The sequence below is a fragment of the Flavobacterium facile genome (genome assembly GCF_036321945.1).
Taxonomy (GTDB): Bacteria; Bacteroidota; Bacteroidia; order Flavobacteriales; family Flavobacteriaceae; genus Flavobacterium; species Flavobacterium facile.
On sequence record NZ_JAZAYT010000035.1, the window covers coordinates 23923 to 42092 of the forward strand.

The 18170-nt window shown below is 33.1% G+C and carries 11 protein-coding genes; 5 read left to right on the top strand and 6 right to left on the bottom strand.

All coding sequences use genetic code 11. The annotated features are described in order from the left end of the window. Positions 1–17: 17 nt before the first annotated feature. The 3 genes from UEQ13_RS12740 to UEQ13_RS12750 form a co-directional block, all read right to left on the bottom strand. On the bottom strand, positions 18–1421 hold the full coding sequence (locus UEQ13_RS12740; protein WP_329806714.1) for an OmpA family protein: 1404 nt from the start codon (positions 1419–1421) through the stop codon (positions 18–20). Between the two features lie 115 nt (positions 1422–1536). Continuing rightward, positions 1537–2730, bottom strand: coding sequence for a glycine C-acetyltransferase (gene kbl, locus UEQ13_RS12745; protein WP_329806715.1), 1194 nt, complete (start codon positions 2728–2730; stop codon positions 1537–1539). Positions 2731–2755: 25 nt separating this feature from the next. Then, positions 2756–5899: a UvrD-helicase domain-containing protein gene (locus UEQ13_RS12750; RefSeq protein ID WP_329806716.1), complete on the bottom strand. Its 3144-nt coding sequence runs from the start codon at positions 5897–5899 to the stop codon at positions 2756–2758. Positions 5900–6148: 249 nt separating this feature from the next. Here UEQ13_RS12750 and UEQ13_RS12755 point away from each other — a divergent pair, with 249 nt between their 5' ends. The 5 genes from UEQ13_RS12755 (at position 6149) to tyrS (ending at position 13402) form a co-directional block, all read left to right on the top strand. Beyond that, positions 6149–6757: a superoxide dismutase gene (locus UEQ13_RS12755; RefSeq protein ID WP_329806717.1), complete on the top strand. Its 609-nt coding sequence runs from the start codon at positions 6149–6151 to the stop codon at positions 6755–6757. Positions 6758–6838: 81 nt separating this feature from the next. Then, positions 6839–9070 carry a DUF5686 family protein gene (locus UEQ13_RS12760; RefSeq protein WP_329806718.1) on the top strand — a complete coding sequence of 744 codons (2232 nt, stop codon included), beginning with the start codon at positions 6839–6841 and terminating at the stop codon, positions 9068–9070. A 24-nt stretch (positions 9071–9094) separates the two neighbouring features. Continuing rightward, positions 9095–9511 (top strand): hypothetical protein, encoded by a 417-nt coding sequence (locus tag UEQ13_RS12765; RefSeq protein WP_329806719.1) that lies wholly within the window; start codon positions 9095–9097, stop codon positions 9509–9511. 167 nt (positions 9512–9678) lie between these two features. Continuing rightward, positions 9679–12102, top strand: coding sequence for an efflux RND transporter permease subunit (locus tag UEQ13_RS12770; protein ID WP_329806720.1), 2424 nt, complete (start codon positions 9679–9681; stop codon positions 12100–12102). Between the two features lies 1 nt (position 12103). Next, positions 12104–13402, top strand: a complete 1299-nt coding sequence (gene tyrS / locus UEQ13_RS12775; RefSeq protein WP_329806721.1) for a tyrosine--tRNA ligase — start codon at positions 12104–12106, stop codon at positions 13400–13402. Positions 13403–13459: 57 nt separating this feature from the next. Here the strand turns inward: tyrS and UEQ13_RS12780 are convergent, their stop codons facing one another. The 3 genes from UEQ13_RS12780 to UEQ13_RS12790 form a co-directional block, all read right to left on the bottom strand. Then, positions 13460–13645, bottom strand: coding sequence for a YgaP family membrane protein (locus UEQ13_RS12780; RefSeq protein ID WP_329806722.1), 186 nt, complete (start codon positions 13643–13645; stop codon positions 13460–13462). Between the two features lie 82 nt (positions 13646–13727). Continuing rightward, positions 13728–16934 (bottom strand): efflux RND transporter permease subunit, encoded by a 3207-nt coding sequence (locus UEQ13_RS12785; protein WP_329806723.1) that lies wholly within the window; start codon positions 16932–16934, stop codon positions 13728–13730. A gap of 111 nt (positions 16935–17045) precedes the next feature. Continuing rightward, entirely contained in the window at positions 17046–18134 is a 1089-nt protein-coding gene (locus UEQ13_RS12790; RefSeq protein WP_329806724.1) for an efflux RND transporter periplasmic adaptor subunit, read from the bottom strand. Positions 18135–18170 lie beyond the last annotated feature (36 nt).

An 18170-nucleotide genomic window follows, 5' to 3' on the forward strand; every position in this document is an offset into this window, starting at 1 on the left:
ATATTATTAGAGAAAAATTATTTTACTAATTTAACTTCTACTCTTCTGTTTTGAGCTTTACCAGCTTTAGTTTTGTTTGAAGCAACTGGTTTAGTTTCTCCAAAACCTTCAGATGTTAATCTGTCAGCAGCAATACCGTTTTCAACTAAATAAGTTCTAACTGCAGCAGCTCTACTTTGAGATAAAGATAAGTTTAAAGCATCTTTACCATCTGAATCTGTGTGACCTTCTAAAGCAAACTTAGCAGTAGGGTACTCTTTTAAGATAGCAACCATTGCTTGTAAAACAGGGTAAGTTTGTTTTTGGAAAGATGATTTAGCAGTATCAAATAAGATAGTTTTTGCATAATCATTTAATTTTTTCATAGTTTCATCAGAAACTTCAGGACATCCGTTGTTAGCAACAGTTCCAGCAACAGTAGGACATTTGTCATCTTTGTCTAAAACTCTGTCACCATCTGTATCAGGCCATGGACAACCTTTGTTAGCTTTGTCTCCTTTTACAGTAGGACAAGCGTCATCTTTATCAGCAACACCATCACCATCAGCATCTGGACAACCTTGTAATACTGGTAAACCAGCTACATCGATACAAGCATCATCTTTATCAGCAACACCGTCACCATCTTGGTCAGGACAACCATTCATTTCTGGAGTACCTGCTTCTTCTGGACAAGCATCAGCTGAATCTTGGATTCCATCCATATCAGTATCAGGACATCCTTGGAAAGCTGCTAAACCTGGTACATCTGGACATGCATCTTCTTTGTCGATAATTCCGTCTCCATCTTTATCTTTTGCACCGAATTGGAATTTTAAACCAGCTTGGTGAAAAATATGCGTTGGAACATCAACGTTAGCTCCTCTTGTATCGTCGAAACCATATTTTAAAGTAGAACCTAAAGTCAATGCTACATTTTTAGCAAACCATAAGTTTAAACCCCATCCTCCATTTACAGTACCTGCAGAAGCATCACCGAAGAAAGTATAACCTCCACCTAAGTGTAAAGTTGGGTCAAACCATTTTGATTTTAATAAACTTTTGAAGCTGTAAGTAATTGCTCCATCAACTCCGTAATAATTTAAATCACCAGGATTAGTTACAGTGTGAGTGTTTACAGTTCCTGATACATGATCAACCATTTTAGTAATTTTGTTGAATGATCCTGTTAAACCAAAACTGAAGTTTCCTCCTACATTTCTAGCAACATTTACATAAGATACTGAAGGTATAATGTTCCAATTTCCTTGAGGATTGTACAATTCTTCAAATCTAAGGTGGTCATTTCCTTTCATGCTTATCTTCGTGTCAACTGCGTTAACTCCGAAAGATACTGCCCATGGGTTTGTGCTGTCTTGAGCATTAGCTGCGAATCCAGCTAATAATAACGCCCCAGCAAATAGTTTGTTAAGATGTTTCATACTTTTTATTTAATTTAATTACAATGCGTTATAATACGAACAAAAGTAATATGTTTTTTGTAATTCACAAAACTTTTGTGCTTTTTTTCCTAATTAAAAGTTAAATACTACTAATTTACTGAATAATATTTAGTTTTCTACCTACTAAAGTAAAGGCTTCGATTGCTTTATCTAGGTGTTCTTTGGTGTGAGCAGCAGACAATTGTACTCTAATTCTTGCTTTTTCTTTAGGAACAACTGGGAAAAAGAACCCAATTACATAAATTCCTAATTTTAAAAGTTCGTCTGCCATCACTTGAGACAATTTTGCATCATATAACATTACAGGTACAATTGCCGAATCGCCATCAATGAAATCTAAACCTGCCTTTCTCATTCCTTCTTTAAAGTAATTCGTATTCCACTCTAATTGATCTCTTAAAGAATTGTCTTTTTTCAATAATTCGAATACTTTTAAAGATGCACCAACAATAGCTGGAGATAAAGAATTCGAAAATAAATACGGACGAGAACGTTGACGTAAAATTTCAATGACTTCTTTTTTAGCGGTTGTATAACCACCCATCGCACCACCTAAAGCTTTCCCTAATGTTCCTGTGATAATATCCACACGCCCCATTACTCCTTTTGCTTCCATAGTTCCTTTACCAGTAGCACCGATAAAACCAGCAGCGTGACATTCGTCTACCATAACTAAGGCATCATATTTATCTGCTAAATCGCAAATTTTATCTAAAGGCGCGACTAATCCGTCCATAGAGAAAACTCCATCTGTTACAATTAGTTTGAAACGATGACCAGCTTCTGTAGCTTTAATCAATTGTTCTTCTAATTGTTCCATGTTAGAATTTTCATAACGGTAACGCGCTGCTTTACATAAACGCACCCCATCAATAATAGAAGCGTGATTTAAACTATCCGAAATAATACAATCTTCTTCTCCTAATAAAGGTTCGAAAACACCACCATTCGCATCGAAAGCTGCGGCATATAAAATCGTATCTTCTGTTCCATAGAAATCGGCAATCTCAGCTTCCAACTGTTTATGAATATCTTGAGTTCCACAAATGAAACGCACCGACGACATTCCGAATCCATGAGAATCCAAAGCGTCTTTTGCTGCTTGTACCACTTCTGGATGAGAAGACAATCCTAAATAATTGTTCGCACAGAAATTTAAAACTGTTTCACCATTTACAATTATTTCCGCACCTTGTGGCGAAGTAATAATTCTTTCTTTTTTATATAATCCGTTTTGTTGAATCGCATTTAACTCGTTTTGCAAATGCTCTTGAATTTTTCCGTACATAATATGGTATCGTTAGTTGTATTTTTTACAAATGTATAATTTTTAATTCTTCTCCTATATATAGTAACACTTTTTTACTCACTTTTACATTCATTTTTTCAATGACACGTGCATAGTTTTCAATTTGCATTTTATGTTTTTCTTCTGGCAATCCTGTTTTATAATCAATTAGGAAAGCTTCATTATTATGAAGCACCAATCTGTCTGGTTTTAAATTGATTTCATTTGGTGAAATAATATTGTGTTCGGTAAAAACGGTATAATTCGGATTAAAGAAATCTACCAATTCAGGATGATTTATAATTTGATTGATTTTTTCTTCGAAAATGATTTTTTGTGAATGTTGAATTAAACCTTCATCCAAACTTTTCGTCAAGGCGAATTGCAAATCGTTTTTAGTAACAATGTACGATAAAATCTGGTGCAAAATATTTCCGAATTCAATCGCATCTTGTTGCAAAGTTCCCCACATTAACGCTTCTTTTTTCGCAATTTTAATGGATGAAAAATCTAACGCATTAGCAACGGCATGAATTTCCGCTTTATTTTTAGAAAATAACTTTGGTTGCGATTGTCGTTCCGAATTTCCGAAAACATAGTCTTTTTGTTCAATAGAGAAATTCGCTTTTTGTTCTAAGAAATTGATGAAATACGTGGCTAATGTTTTTGAAGTTGAAATTTCTCCTTTTGAAGTGACTTTATAACTACTAATAATATGCAATTGTTCTTCGGCACGCGTTAAGGCCACATATAAAACGTTAATCGTATCTAAAATTTCTTCTTGCGATTTGGTTTGATAAATTTCGTTGGTGGTGTCGTTATACTTTTCTAAAACTTTCGTATTTTTCACCAAAGCTTGGGGCATATCTACACTTTCGTCTTCCATTGGAATCCAAATATTATTGCTCCTCGGATTTAAACTATCATCGGCAAACGGATAAATTACGACAGGAAACTCTAGTCCTTTCGATTTATGAATGGTCATAATTCGGATCGCTTTTTCACCTTCTGGCGATGGAATACTTTGTTTGAATCCGGTTTTTTTCCAATACTCTAAGAAATCGGCAATACTCGTTTGATATTTTACGTTTCTTTCTAAAACTAAATCCAAGAAATATTGCACATAAGAAATCGTAGTTTTATCTTTTAAAAAGACATGAACGATATTTTCAACAGCTTCGTACAATGATTTTTTTCTACAATTTTCAAAAGAAATCGCACAATTAAAATCGGCTAAATATTTTTCTAAATTCGTTTCCGACAAATCTTTAGTTTCCGAAATAAACTGGTGAATTTCTGGTTTAGAAACCTTTTCTTTCGCCACATAATACAACCAATTTATTTTCGATTCTTGATTGTTCGCGCTATCCAAATATTCTAAGAAATTGATAATGAATTTCACTTCCGAAGCATTCTGAATCAGCAAAGTTTCTGATGAAATAATAGGAATGTTATTTTCGGTTAAGAAATTCGCCAACAAAACACCATTTCTGGTTTTTCTAGTAAGTAAAACGATGTCAGAATATTCAAATCCGTTCGCAATAGAATTTTGAATAATCTCTAAAGTTTTCGATAAATATTGCTTGTCTTTTTCCGTGATATTTTCATCATCGGCAATTTCATCGTTAATCTCAATATCGTCATTTAAAAAACTTACGGAAACAAATCCTCCTTTTTTAGCATTAACTTCTTGGCTAGCCGTTTCTTGATATAATTTTTGATAGGCTTCATTGGTAAATTCACCAGAAAGAAATTGAAAAAATTGATTATTAAAAGCAATGACTTCCGAATAACTTCTGTAATTTTTTGGTAGATTTTTTACACGTTTGTCTTTGTTCGAAAACGGATTTTCATCGTTACTTAAATCGATAAATTGTTCCGCTTTTCCACCACGCCAACGGTAAATAGATTGCTTCGGATCGCCCACAATCATAAGTGAACCTTTTGTGCCATCTAAATCTTCACTCGCCAAAGCATTATCAATTAATGGAACAAAATTTTCCCATTGCAATTGCGACGTATCTTGAAATTCGTCAATAAAATAATGACGGTATCTGTCGCCCAAACGTTCGTAAATAAACGGTGCGGGTTGGTCTTTAATTTCGTTGTGAATGATCGTATTGAAATCGGAAATAGACAATACATTTTGATCTTCTTGTAACTGCTTATATTCTTGATAAATCACGTTAATTAATGATAACGGAATCATGTTTTTGATAATCAAATCGAACAACGCATTTTCATTTTGAGCGCTGTAAATAATCGTTAATTTTTGCTTCCAAGAAGCGGAAAAACTTTCCACAACTTCTAAATTATTTGATTTTTTTGGAACTGTAATTTCTCTGGCATTTACAAAATCGTAATCTGTTGCTTTTTCGTGAAACAAATTCACAATATGGTTGTAAAAAGTCCCACGATCAAAATCGTCTTTGGTTAAATTATGTGAAGTAAAATCATCTAAAATCTTTTTAGAATTTTCTTTGATTTTGGATGTATTGCTTTCAATTTTCTGCTTAATTTTTTCTGCAATTTTAGAAAAATCCTCCACCGATTTATCGCTCAATTTACCGAAATTGAAAAAATGTTCTTCGTTTAAAATCAGTTTCGAAACTTCGTATAAATCTAAAGTCACATCCCAACTTTTGTCGTCATCCGTTTTATTTTTGGCGAAATTGATTAAAATATTGGTCAATTGTTGGTCTTCACCCGCTTTAGCAACGACTACATCAATGGCGTTTTTTAATAATTCATCTGTATCAAGTGTGACGTCAAAATTCGTAGGTAAATTTAAATCGTGCGTAAACGTTCGGATGATTCGATGCGTAAATTTATCGATAGTTGAAATATCAAAAGCGGCATAATTATGAATTAAATTCTTTAAAATTTTTCTCGATTTCAGTTTTATAGAATGCACATCCAGCTTAATTTCCGAAGCAATTTCTTGCATGAAATCAGCTGTTTTTTCTGAAACTTCTTCTTCTGTAAAAGCGATTAAACTTTCTACAATTCGGCTTTTCATTTCCTCTACGGCTTTGTTCGTAAACGTAATCGCTAGGATTTTTTTATAGGCATCATTGGCTGGCGCGACTAAAAGAATTTTAAGATATTCTTTTGTTAACGTGTATGTTTTTCCAGAACCAGCTGAAGCGTTATAAAGTTGAAATGCCATATTTTTTGTTGTTTTTTTGCCACGAATTCACGAATGTAAAAATATCATTTAAAAAATTAGTATTCGACATAGTCGATAATTATTCGAATAAAATTACTTCGAATCAATATTAAAAATTCGAAAATTCGTGGCTACTATTTTGAATTTAATTAAGTTTATAAGATGTTAAATAACTCTATATGCATTTTTATTTTCAAAGTTAAAGTTATAAATTTGAAAATTATAATTAATCATTTAAAAATATATATCATGGCTTTTGAATTACCGCAATTACCTTATGCATATGATGCATTAGAACCACATATTGATGCGAGAACTATGGAAATTCACCATACGAAACATCATAATGCTTATACTACAAATTTAAATGCAGCTATTGCTGGAACAGATTTAGAAAATCAATCTATTGAAGCGATCATGGCGAATTTAGATATGAACAACATGCCAGTTAGAAATAATGGTGGTGGTTTTTTTAATCACAATTTATTTTGGACAGTAATGTCTCCAAACGGTGGTGGTTTACCAACAGGTGAATTAGCGGCTGCTATTGACGCTGCTTACGGAACATTTGATGCTTTTAAAGCGGAATTTGCGAAAGCTGCTGCAACACGTTTTGGTTCAGGATGGGCTTGGCTTTGTGTACAAAAAGGTGGAAAAGTAGAAGTTTGTTCTTCAGCGAACCAAGACAATCCATTAATGCCAGGAATTGGTTGCGGTGGAGCGCCAATTTTAGGTTTAGACGTTTGGGAACACGCGTATTACTTAAACTACCAAAATAGAAGACCAGATTACGTGGAAGCTTTTTTCAATGTAATTAATTGGGATGAAGTGACTAGACGTTTCAACGAAGCGAAATAATTTCATAAATATCAAATTAAAGCGTTCAAGAAATTGGACGCTTTTTTATTATCTGTATATTTGCTTTTAAATTACTAGTTTATGAGGATATTGTTTTGGATTTTGTTTTTAAGTTCTTTTGGAGCAATAGCTCAGAAGAATACTTCAAAGCAGGAGGAAAACACAATGAAACTGGTGAATAATATCATTCGTATTCAAAATAACAACAATTTAAAAGCTGTTGATTTTAGTTATTCTTTTTACGAAAAATCAATCATTTCCGCTCCGCCTGATTCTATTTCTGCTAAAATTGATACGATTTTCAAAAATAAGAAAAAAAAGAAGTTTACAATTGATTCTTCTAGCTACAAATTCAAGAAAATTATTACCAAACAACATCTGTATCAAACCGAAAAAGTATCTTCCATTTCTATAACTAAAGGAAGGAAAAAAGAAACTATTATAGGTTTAAAAATGGCGGGTTTAAAACAACCTGTTTACGAATTATTAGGTCAAGAATTTATGCCTTTTGATTTGAGTAAAAAACACTTAAAAATTCTACAGTTTACGTTTCAAAACCCTTTTACAACAGAAGGTTCAAAAAAATATAAATTCGAAATTACCGACACAATTACAACTTATGAAGGCAAAGAAATCGTACTACAATTTGAATCGAAAAAAAACATCTTTAAAAACCAAATAAAAGGTTCTGTAACAGTCAATTTAAAAACATTTTCTATTACCAAAAGCACTTTTTTTATATACAGTGTTATTAATGTAAAAACAGAAACAGTTTTTGGTTGGTTTAATAATGGGAAATCATGGTTTCCTGTTTCACAGAGTTTATATGTTACTAAAGGAAAAGGCAAACACAATATAGATTTTTTAGGAGAAACAGTTACGTTTGATAATTTAACGAGCACTTCTTCTAAAAAATTCGATTATTCGAATAATTTGTATGTGAAAATTGACAGAGATTTTACAGACTATAACTTTACAGAAAAGCCAAAAAAACAACATTATCAAATTCATATTGACAAAAGTGCTACAAAACCCAATACCGTTTTTTTTAATACTATCGCCAATGATACTTTAGATACTCGTTCGCAAAACACCTATCAAACCTTAGATAGTTTGGTCACAGCAACCAAAATTGAAAGAAAAATTTATTTCGGAAAAAAATTGATTAACGGACAAATCCCATTTGGTATTGTAGATGTTCGTGCACGAGATTTGTTTAAATTTAATAATTATGAAGGTTTCCGATTAGGTATTGGTTTACAAACTAATGACCGACTTTCATCATCATTTAAACTATTTGGATATGGTGCATACGGCACAAAAGACGGCATTTTTAAAAGCCAAATTGGAAGTTCATTCCGAGTTTCTAAAAATACCGACACATGGATTTCGGGCGCATTTACTGATGACATTACAGAATTTGCCGACTTAACCCTTTTAGCAGACAACAAACGCTATAAACTTTTTGATCCGCGCCCTTTTAATCTTTCAACGTTTTACAATCATCAATCTTATGAGTTGACTTTCGAATCGAAATTTATTTCTAAAGTGGAAACTACTTTGAAAATAAATCGCTCGAGAATCAATCCGCTTTTTAATTACGATTTTATTACTCCAAGTAAATCGAACCATATATACAATTTAACATTAGCGACTTTAAGTTTAGAATGGTCGCCCAACAGTAAGTTTTTACAAGCACCTCAAGAAATTTTAGAAGTGGAAAAAGGCTATCCGAAAGTGATTTTACAAATTTCACACGCAATTCCAAATGTATTGAGCGACAACATCGAATTCACCAAAATTGATGCACGTATTTTTCAAGAGAAAAAACATTTATCAGGACAAAAAACCACTTTTTTACTACAAGCTGGATTGAATTTAGGCAATGCACCCCTTTCTCATTTGTATAGCGTCGCACCAAATAATTTAGACCGAGAAGCGATTTTGAGTCGCATTACATTTGCAAATAAGACGTCATTTGAAACGATGTATTTTAATGAATTTTATTCCGATAGATATTCGCTTTTTCAATTGAAACATTACTTTAATAAATTGCAAATTTCGAAAAGTATTAAACCTACTTTAATCTTGGGAAGTAAAGTCGCATTTGGTGATTTTTCACATCCAGAAAACCATCAAGGCATTGTTTTTAAAACCATGGAAAAAGGTTTTTATGAAAGCGGTTTTGAACTCCAAAACATTTTTAAAGGCTTCGGATTGTCTACGTATTATAGATATGGCCCGTATCAATTGCCTAAATTCGACCAAAATATTGCCATAAAATTGGCATTTACTCTAAATTTGGGGATTTAAATGAAATAATAAATCATGTAATTAATGTTTGAAATTGTAAAAACAACTAAGATTTATTTTATTGCCTTTTTAGCTTTATTGATGTCATCTTGCAATAAAAAAGAAAATTGCGAAATTGAAATTAATAAAATTGAAAAGTGTTTTTTTAAAAACAAAAAAACGTATAATTATATTTTAAATAAATTCATTGAAAATAAAGAAAGTATTGATAGTCATATTAATAAATATTTTTTGAATTTAAAGATAAACAACATTCGAAAATGCAGAGATTTCGAAAGTGGCGAATATGAAATTAATTTTATTAAAACTGATCAATGTGATTATGTAATTCAGTCTGTTAATTTTAGATATTCTAAAGAACAATTGGTTTGTAAAAAAACGAATGAAATTGATATTAAACAATTAGATAAAAATTGGTATTTAGTAATCATTAGAGATTAAGTATTCTAAATATAATCATATTATAGCTCAAAATTCAAAATATAGCTTTTCGAAAACAAATCTCACATAACTAATCTGGTTAAAAAATTTTCATAATTCCCATCTTTTAACTCAAATTTCGCCTATATTTCACCATAATTCTTACCTTTGCACCCTAAATTTATATGATGACGAAGTGGTTAAACACCAATTTTTGGAATTTTGTAGCAAGTAAGCTTTTAAGAAATAGACATTGGGTTCTTTTGTTTATTGCGTTATTCACCATTTTTATGGCGACGCAATGGAAATACATACGTTTTACTCAAACCGAAGCCAATTTATTACCAAACGACCATAAAGACAATATTGCTTACACCGATTTCTTAAAGAAATTTGGTGAAGAAGGTAATGTGATCATTTTTGCGGTTAAAAGTTCCGATGTTTTTAAACCCGAAACGTTTAAAGCATGGAACAACATGATGGCTTCTATTGCGAAAAACAAAGAAGTCGATGGCGTTTTATCCTTTAATGAAATTTTAGATTTAGTTAAAAACGATACTTTAAAAACCTTTCAAACCAAACCTTTTATAGATCAAAATAAAGTGGCTGATGCCGCATATTTGAATGCGAAAAAACAAGATTTATTAAACAAAATGCCTTTTTACGAAAGCCTATTGTTCAATAAAAAAAGTGGTGTGGTTAGAAGTGTTATTTATCTGAAAAAAGATATTGTAAACAAACCAGAAAGAAAAGAATTCGTTTTAAACAAACTAATTCCCGCTATAGAAGAGTTTAAGAAAACGGCTAAAACCGACATCAAGGTTTCGGGAATGCCTTATATTAGAACCATGAATGCCAAAGCGATTATTAGTGAAATTGGCTTGTTCATTGGTGCGACTTTATTAGTCACTTCGTTGCTTTTCTATTTCTTTTTCCGTTCGTTCCGTACTACTATGATGGCGCTTTTTGTGGTGATGATTGGTGTAATGTGGTCTTTCGGATTTTTAGGATTATTGCGATACGAAATTACTGTTTTAACCGCTTTAGTTCCGTCGTTAATCGTCATTATTGGAATTCCGAATTGTATTTTCTTAACCAATAAATACCATCAAGAAACGCGTGCGCATGGAAACAGAGCTAAAGGTTTACAACGTGTTTTAACCAAAGTAGGAACCGCAACTTTTATTACAAATGTGACGACAGCTGTTGGTTTTGCTACATTCATTATTACCGACAATAAATTATTACAAGAATTTGGTATCGTAACTTCAATAAACATCATGGCGCTTTTTGTGCTGAGTTTATTCGTAATTCCAATTTTCTTCAGTTTCATGCCGATTCCAAAAGCGAAACATTTGGAACATTTGGAACGTGGTTATTTAGTCAACTTCAAAAATTGGATTATTGACCAAGTAAAATACCACAATGTAAGAGTTTATGGAGTTGCTGTTGGAATTCTAATTATTGGAATTATTGGAATTTATAAAATCAATATTTCTGGAAGTATTTTAGAAGACATGCCAAAAAACAATGCTTTTTTTGCAGACATTCGTTTCTTCGAAAAAGAGTTTAAAGGCGTTTTACCTGTTGAAATACTAATCGACACCAAACGTAAAAAAGGTGTGATGAAAATTTCAACTTTGAAAAAAATGGACGAGTTACAATCCGAAATTGAAGCAATTCCAGAACTTTCAAAACCGGTTTCTATTGTCAATTTAGTGAAGTTTTCGAAACAAGCGTATTACAACGGAAATCCAGCTTTTTATGATTTACCCGATTCGCAAGAACAAGCTTTTATTTTACCTTATTTGAAAAATTCGTCGAAAGACAGTAAAAATAATCCGCTAAAAAGTTATGTAGATTCAACCGGTCAATATGCTAGAATTTCGACTTTTATGAGAGAAGTCAGCACAGACGAAATGGTAAAAGTGGAAGAAAAATTGAATGACAGAATTAATAAATTATTCCCGAAAGAACGTTTTACGGTTACAATCACAGGAAAAGCTTTACTGTTTCAAAAAGGAACGAGTTATTTATTAGAAAACTTAATTGAATCACTGCTTTTTGCATTAGCATTAACCGGCGCTTTAATCTTTTTCTTATTCCGTTCGGTGAAAATGATTTTTGTAGCGTTGATTCCGAATTTATTACCACTTTTAGCAACAGCTGGTTTAATGGGTTATTTAGGCATTCCAATTAAGCCGTCAACTATCTTGGTTTTCGGAATTGCATTCGGACTTTCCGTTGATGATACCATACGATTCTTAGCCCAATATCGACAAGAATTAATTCGAAATAATTGGAAAATAAAAAAATCGATTTTCTCAACTTTGGAAGAAGAAGGACCAAGTATGTTTTATACTTCTTTCGTATTATTGTTCGGATTTTCGGTATTTACCTTATCGGATTTCGGTGGAACAGTCGCTTTAGGAGGTTTGGTTTCTATCACGTTATTATTCGGAATGTTAACCAATTTAATTTTATTGCCAAGTTTGGTTTTATCCTTAAACAGAAGTTTAGCTAACGAACAAGAATTGAAAGAACCAAGAATTGATATTTTAGAAAATGATGACGACCCAGATGCTGTGGTTGAAGAAATAATAAAAAAATAAAATGAAGAATTTAATAGAAGAATTACAATGGAGAGGTTTGGTACACGATGCCATGCCAGGAACAGAAGAGCAACTTTTAAAAGAACCAACAGCAGTTTATATTGGTTTTGACCCAACTTCAGATTCGTTACATATTGGAAGTTTAGTGCCAATTATTTTATTGATGCACTTGCGTAAATTCGGACATAAGCCGTTTGCTTTAGTCGGCGGTGCAACAGGAATGATTGGTGATCCATCAGGAAAATCAAACGAAAGAAATTTATTAGATGAAGCTACTTTAAATCGTAATGTAGAAGGAATTAAAGGTGTTTTATCTCGCTTTTTAGATTTCAATGCTACCGATGCACAAGCACCAGTTTTAGTCAACAATTACGATTGGATGAAAGAGTTTTCGTTCATTGATTTCGTTCGTGAAGTAGGAAAACGCATTACCGTTAACTATATGATGAGTAAAGATTCTGTAAAAAAACGTTTGTCTGGTGAAGGTGAAGGTATGAGTTTTACAGAGTTCACCTACCAATTAATTCAAGGATACGATTTTTATCATTTACACAAATACCACAATTGTAAATTACAAATGGGTGGAAGTGACCAATGGGGAAATATCACAACTGGAACGGAATTAATCCGAAGAATGAACGTAGATTCTGAAACGGAAGGAAAAGCGTTCGCGATGACTTGCCCATTAATCACCAAAGCAGATGGTTCGAAATTCGGAAAATCGGAAAAAGGAAACATTTGGTTGGATGCGGATAAAACTTCTCCATACGAATTTTACCAATTTTGGTTCAATACAACTGATGTTGATGCAGAAAAATACATTAAAATTTTCACGTTCTTAGATAAAGAAACAATTGATGCTTTATTAGCAGAACATGCTGAAGCACCACATTTACGTGTCTTACAGAAAAAATTAGCCGAAGAATTAACCGTTATGATTCACGGTGCAGAAGAACATGAAAAAGCGGTATTTGCTTCACAAGCTTTCTTCAAACCAACAGTGGACGATTTAAAACAATTGGATTTAAAAACCTTAACAGATGTTTTCCAAAGTTTAGATCAAGCGGAAGTAACTATAGCTGAAATTGAAGCAGGTTATCCAATTGTAGATGCGTTTGTAAAAACTGGATTTTTATCTTCAGGAAATGAAACCAGAAGAGCGTTAAAAGAAAATGCAGTTTCTGTGAACAAAGTAAAAGTAACAGAAGAATACGTAATTTCTACCAACGATTTAATTGCTAATACTTTCGTTTTATTACAAAAAGGAAAAAAGAATTATTATATTTTAAAAGTGGTGTAAGCTGGTTTTAAAACTAAATTAAAAAAGCCGTTCTGTATAATCAGAACGGCTTTTTGTTTAATCTTTCACGCCTAATTTGTCTAAAATATCTTCCATTAAACACCATTTGGTGATAGAAGATTGTAATAAATTAGCACCCACAAAGGCTGTGAACCACAACCAATTTTGGTTGACATAAATGGAAAGTAAAATACTTATTAGTACAAAACTTCCTGCGATGGCTCTGATGATTCTATTTTTCATAATTTGTTTATTTAGAAACCTACAAGGTTGGAAAAACCTTGCAGGTTAAATTTTACGTTTGTTTTGAATTTTGACAACGTGTTTATTCCTCAACACGCTTTTTCTCCCATTTTTTTCTTTCCGTGATGTAATAAATAATGGGTACAACAATTAAAGTTAATACGGTAGAAACAATAGCTCCAAATACTAATGAAATGGCTAATCCTTGGAAAATTGGATCGAATAATATAATTAAGGCTCCAATTACAACCGCACCTGTGGTTAATAAAATTGGAGTAGTTCTTACCGCTCCGGCCTCAATAATGGCTTGTTTTAATGGAACGCCTTCATTTAGTCTAATCTCAATAAAATCGATAAGTAAGACGGAATTCCGTACCATTACTCCAGCTAAAGCAATCATTCCAATGAAAGAAGTTGCGGTGAAATAAGCATCTAACAACCAGTGTCCGAAAACAATTCCTACTAATGAAAGTGGAATGGCCATCATCATTACAATTGGCGTTTTAAAGTTTTGGAACCAACCTACAATCAGCATATAAATAATAACAATTACGACTCCAAATGCAATTCCTAAATCGCGGAAAACTTCTAAAGTAATTTGCCATTCTCCATCCCATTTTACCGTAAAATCACTTTCATCTGAAGGTTGTTCCATGTACAATTCGTTGACTTTATAACCAGCTTGTAATTTCATTTTTTGCAATTCTTCGTTCATTCCCAAAATCGCATATACCGGACTTTCTAAATCTCCCGCCATATCAGCTGTTACATAAACTACTCGTTTTTGATCTTTTCTATAAATTGTTTTTTGTAAAATAGCTTCTTTCACTTTTACCAAATCCGAAACTGGAACTACATTGCCTTGACTGCCTTTAATTTTTAAATTCTGAATGTCTTGAAGCGACGTTTTGTCTTTGTCATCTAAAGAAAGAACAATTCCTACGCTGTTATTTGAATCTTCATCGTACAAATTTGAAATCGGATATTCTTTTAACAAATACGTCAAGTTTCCAACAATTTGTTGTGGTGCGATACCGTTCAACATCGCTTTTTCTTTGTCGACTTCCAATTTATATTCCGTTTGATTGTCTTCTACATACCAATCAATATCCACAATATCAGTCGTTTTTTCTAAAATTCCTTTTACCTGATTGGCTACTTCAATTTGTTGTTTGTAATCTGGTCCGTAAATTTCCGCAACTAAAGTTGACAGAACTGGTGGTCCTGGTGGCACTTCAATAATTTTGACATTCGCACCATATTTTTTTGCAATTTTTTGCACTTCTGGACGAACCACTTTTGCAATATCGTGACTTTGTAAATCTCTATCTTCTTTGTGTAATAAGTTCACTTGAATATCCGCCATATTGCTTCCACCACGTAAATCGTAATGACGAACTAATCCGTTAAATGTAATTGGTGCAGATGTTCCAATATAATTTTGATAATTCACTACTTCTGGAACCGTTGTTAAATATTGTGCGATTTCTTGAGTAACTGCAGCAGTTCTTTCTAATGTGGTTCCTTCTGGCATATCAATTACCACTTGGAATTCGTTTTTATTATCGAAAGGCAACATTTTTACTAAAACTGATTTCGTAAAAAACATCAATACAGAACCTGCTAATAAAACCACCGTAATTCCTAACATCACTCGACGTTTCGTAGAATTTTCTAAAAACGGACGTTCAATTTTATTGTACAATCTGTAAATCCAAGACGTTTCTAAACCTTGTTCGGCTTTGTGTTCTTGCTCTTCTTTTTCGTGTAATAAATGGTAACCCAAATAAGGCGTAACCGTTAAAGCTACAAACAACGACAATAACATCGCTATGGAAGCACCAATTGGCATCGGACTCATGTAAGGTCCCATCATTCCTGATACGAAAGCCATTGGTAAAATAGCAGCAATTACAGTAAATGTGGCTAAAATGGTTGGATTTCCTACTTCGTTAATCGCATAAATCGCAGCTTGTTTAAACGGTAAGCGCTTCATTTTGAAATGTCGGTGCATATTTTCGGCGATTATAATACTGTCATCTACTACAATTCCCACCACGAAAACTAAAGCGAAAAGTGTAATTCTGTTTAAGGTATAACCCAACATATAATAAGCAAACAACGTCAAGGCAAATGTTAGAGGCACTGAAAAGAAAACCACTAAACCACCGCGCCAACCCATCGCTAGCATTACTAATAGCGTTACCGCGATAATCGCCACACCTAAGTGCATTAATAATTCGCCCACTTTATCAGAAGCGGTTTCTCCGTAATTTCTAGAGATTTCTACATGAACATCATCTGTAATTAACGTCTCTTTTAAGGTTTCGATTTTCTCAATGATTTTATCCGAAATTTTCATTGCATCCGCACCTTTTACTTTTCCTACAGAAATAGTAACCGCTGGATATTCCGATTTGTTTTTCGCATACTTTTCATTCGCTTTTCCGTATCCGAAAGACACATAGCTTTTTGGAGTTGCTGGTCCGTCTTGAACAGCTGCTACTTGTTTTAAATAAACTGGCATATTCGCATTCACTCCCACTACTAAATTTTCTACATCTTCTGAAGTCGATAAAAATTCTCCAGTTGTAAGTAGATATTCTTTGTCGTTATTTACAAAACTTCCAGATTGTGAACTGCCGTTATTCGCTTGAATCATTTGCATAATTCCTAAAGCATCCACGCCATTTTCCGCCATTTTATCTTTATCTAAAACAACTTTTAATTCGCGCGTTCTTCCACCAATTTCTTTGGTAATGGCAACATCTTTTACTTTTTCAATTTCCGAAGTTACTTCTTCCGCAATTTGACGAATTTCGAAATCGTTTAATTTTTCGCTCCAAAGCGTTACGCCCAACATCGGAACATCGTCAATAGAACGAGTTTTAACCATCGGTTTGTAAACGCCTTTTGGGAAAATATTTTCGTTTTTCATTAACTCATCGTACAATTTCACATACGAGCGTTCTGAATCTTCGCCTACATAAAACTGCACAATTATCATCGCCTGACCGTTCATAGCCATACTATGTAAATGCTCTACACCTTTGATGTTAGACAATACTTTTTCTAGTGGCTTGATAACACGACTTTCTACTTCTGCCGGACTTGCGCCTGGATAGCCAATCATAACATCCGCCATTGGAATAGCGATTTGTGGTTCTTCTTCACGAGGAATTAAGAACGAACTATATACCCCAATAATCATCAAACCAACCATTAACAAAATCGTTAATTTTGAGTGGATGAAAAAATGGGCAATTTTACCTGATATACCTTCTTGCATGATTTTAATTTTTTAATGAAACAATGTTTCGATGTTCAATTAATTTGTCAATTTTTAATAAGTCAATGTGCCAATATTTTTATGTAAGAATTAGGCTAATTGAAAAATTGACTAATTGGCTAATTGAACATTGGCACCGTTATACAATTTCCCTTCAGCCGAAACTATATATTGCTCGTTAGCGGTTAATCCTGATAAAACTTCTACTTGATTGCCAAACGATTTTCCAGTTCTAATCCATCTTAAAATGGCAGTTTTTCCGTTCGCTATAGTATAAATTCCTGTTAGTTGCCCTTGTTTTACTAAAGCACTTTCTGGAACCATTACCTTATCTGTTTTTACAGTAGTTTCTGATTTGGGTTGATTAGCGATTGGAAATTGAACATTTACGAACATTCCTGATAAAATCGTTTTATCGTTAGAGTTTAAAGTCACTTTCACTAAATATTGTCCGCCTGTGTTTTTGGCTGAACCACTCACTTCTGAAACTTTACCTGACACTTCTTTGTTTAACGATTTCACCATAATTTTAACTGGCATTCCGTTTTTAATTTGAGAAATATCGCCTTCAGAAACCATTACGGTTACTTGCATTCTAGAAACACCTTCAACACTAACTAATGGCATTCCTGGGTTTGCCATGTCGCCTTCTTTGATGAAAGTATTGGTCACTTCTCCAGAAAATGGAGCCGTAATATTTGAGTACGAGAACTGCGCCATAACTTCATTTCGCATTTGTTTCGCACCCGCCAAACCAGCTTTTGCCATTTCGTAACGAGAAGTCATGTCGTCTAATTCTTTTTGAGAAGCACTTTGTTGTGCAAATAAATTCACAAAACGATCGTAGTCTTTTTTCGCATTATTATAGGCTGCAGTCGCTTGTAAAATGGAGGCGTCCACTTGTGCTTTTTTGGCTTGTAAGTCGGAACTGTTGATGCTTACTAATAATTGTCCTGCAGCAACTTTCTGACCTGTTTTTACGTGAACTTTAGTCACATAACCCATCATTCTAGTGCTTAAATTGGCACTGCTTTCCGCTTCCGTTTTTCCACTTGCGGTGATGAATTCTGAGTTGTTTGTAGCTAAACCATTTACTACCACTTTAATTGCTGGTTCGTTATTGGTTACTTCTTTTGCTTCTTTTCCACATGATAGAAATACTAAAGTGGAAAGGGTTAAGATGGCTATATTTTTTTTCATAATTTAAATTTTATTTTTGGAACACAGATTGGATAA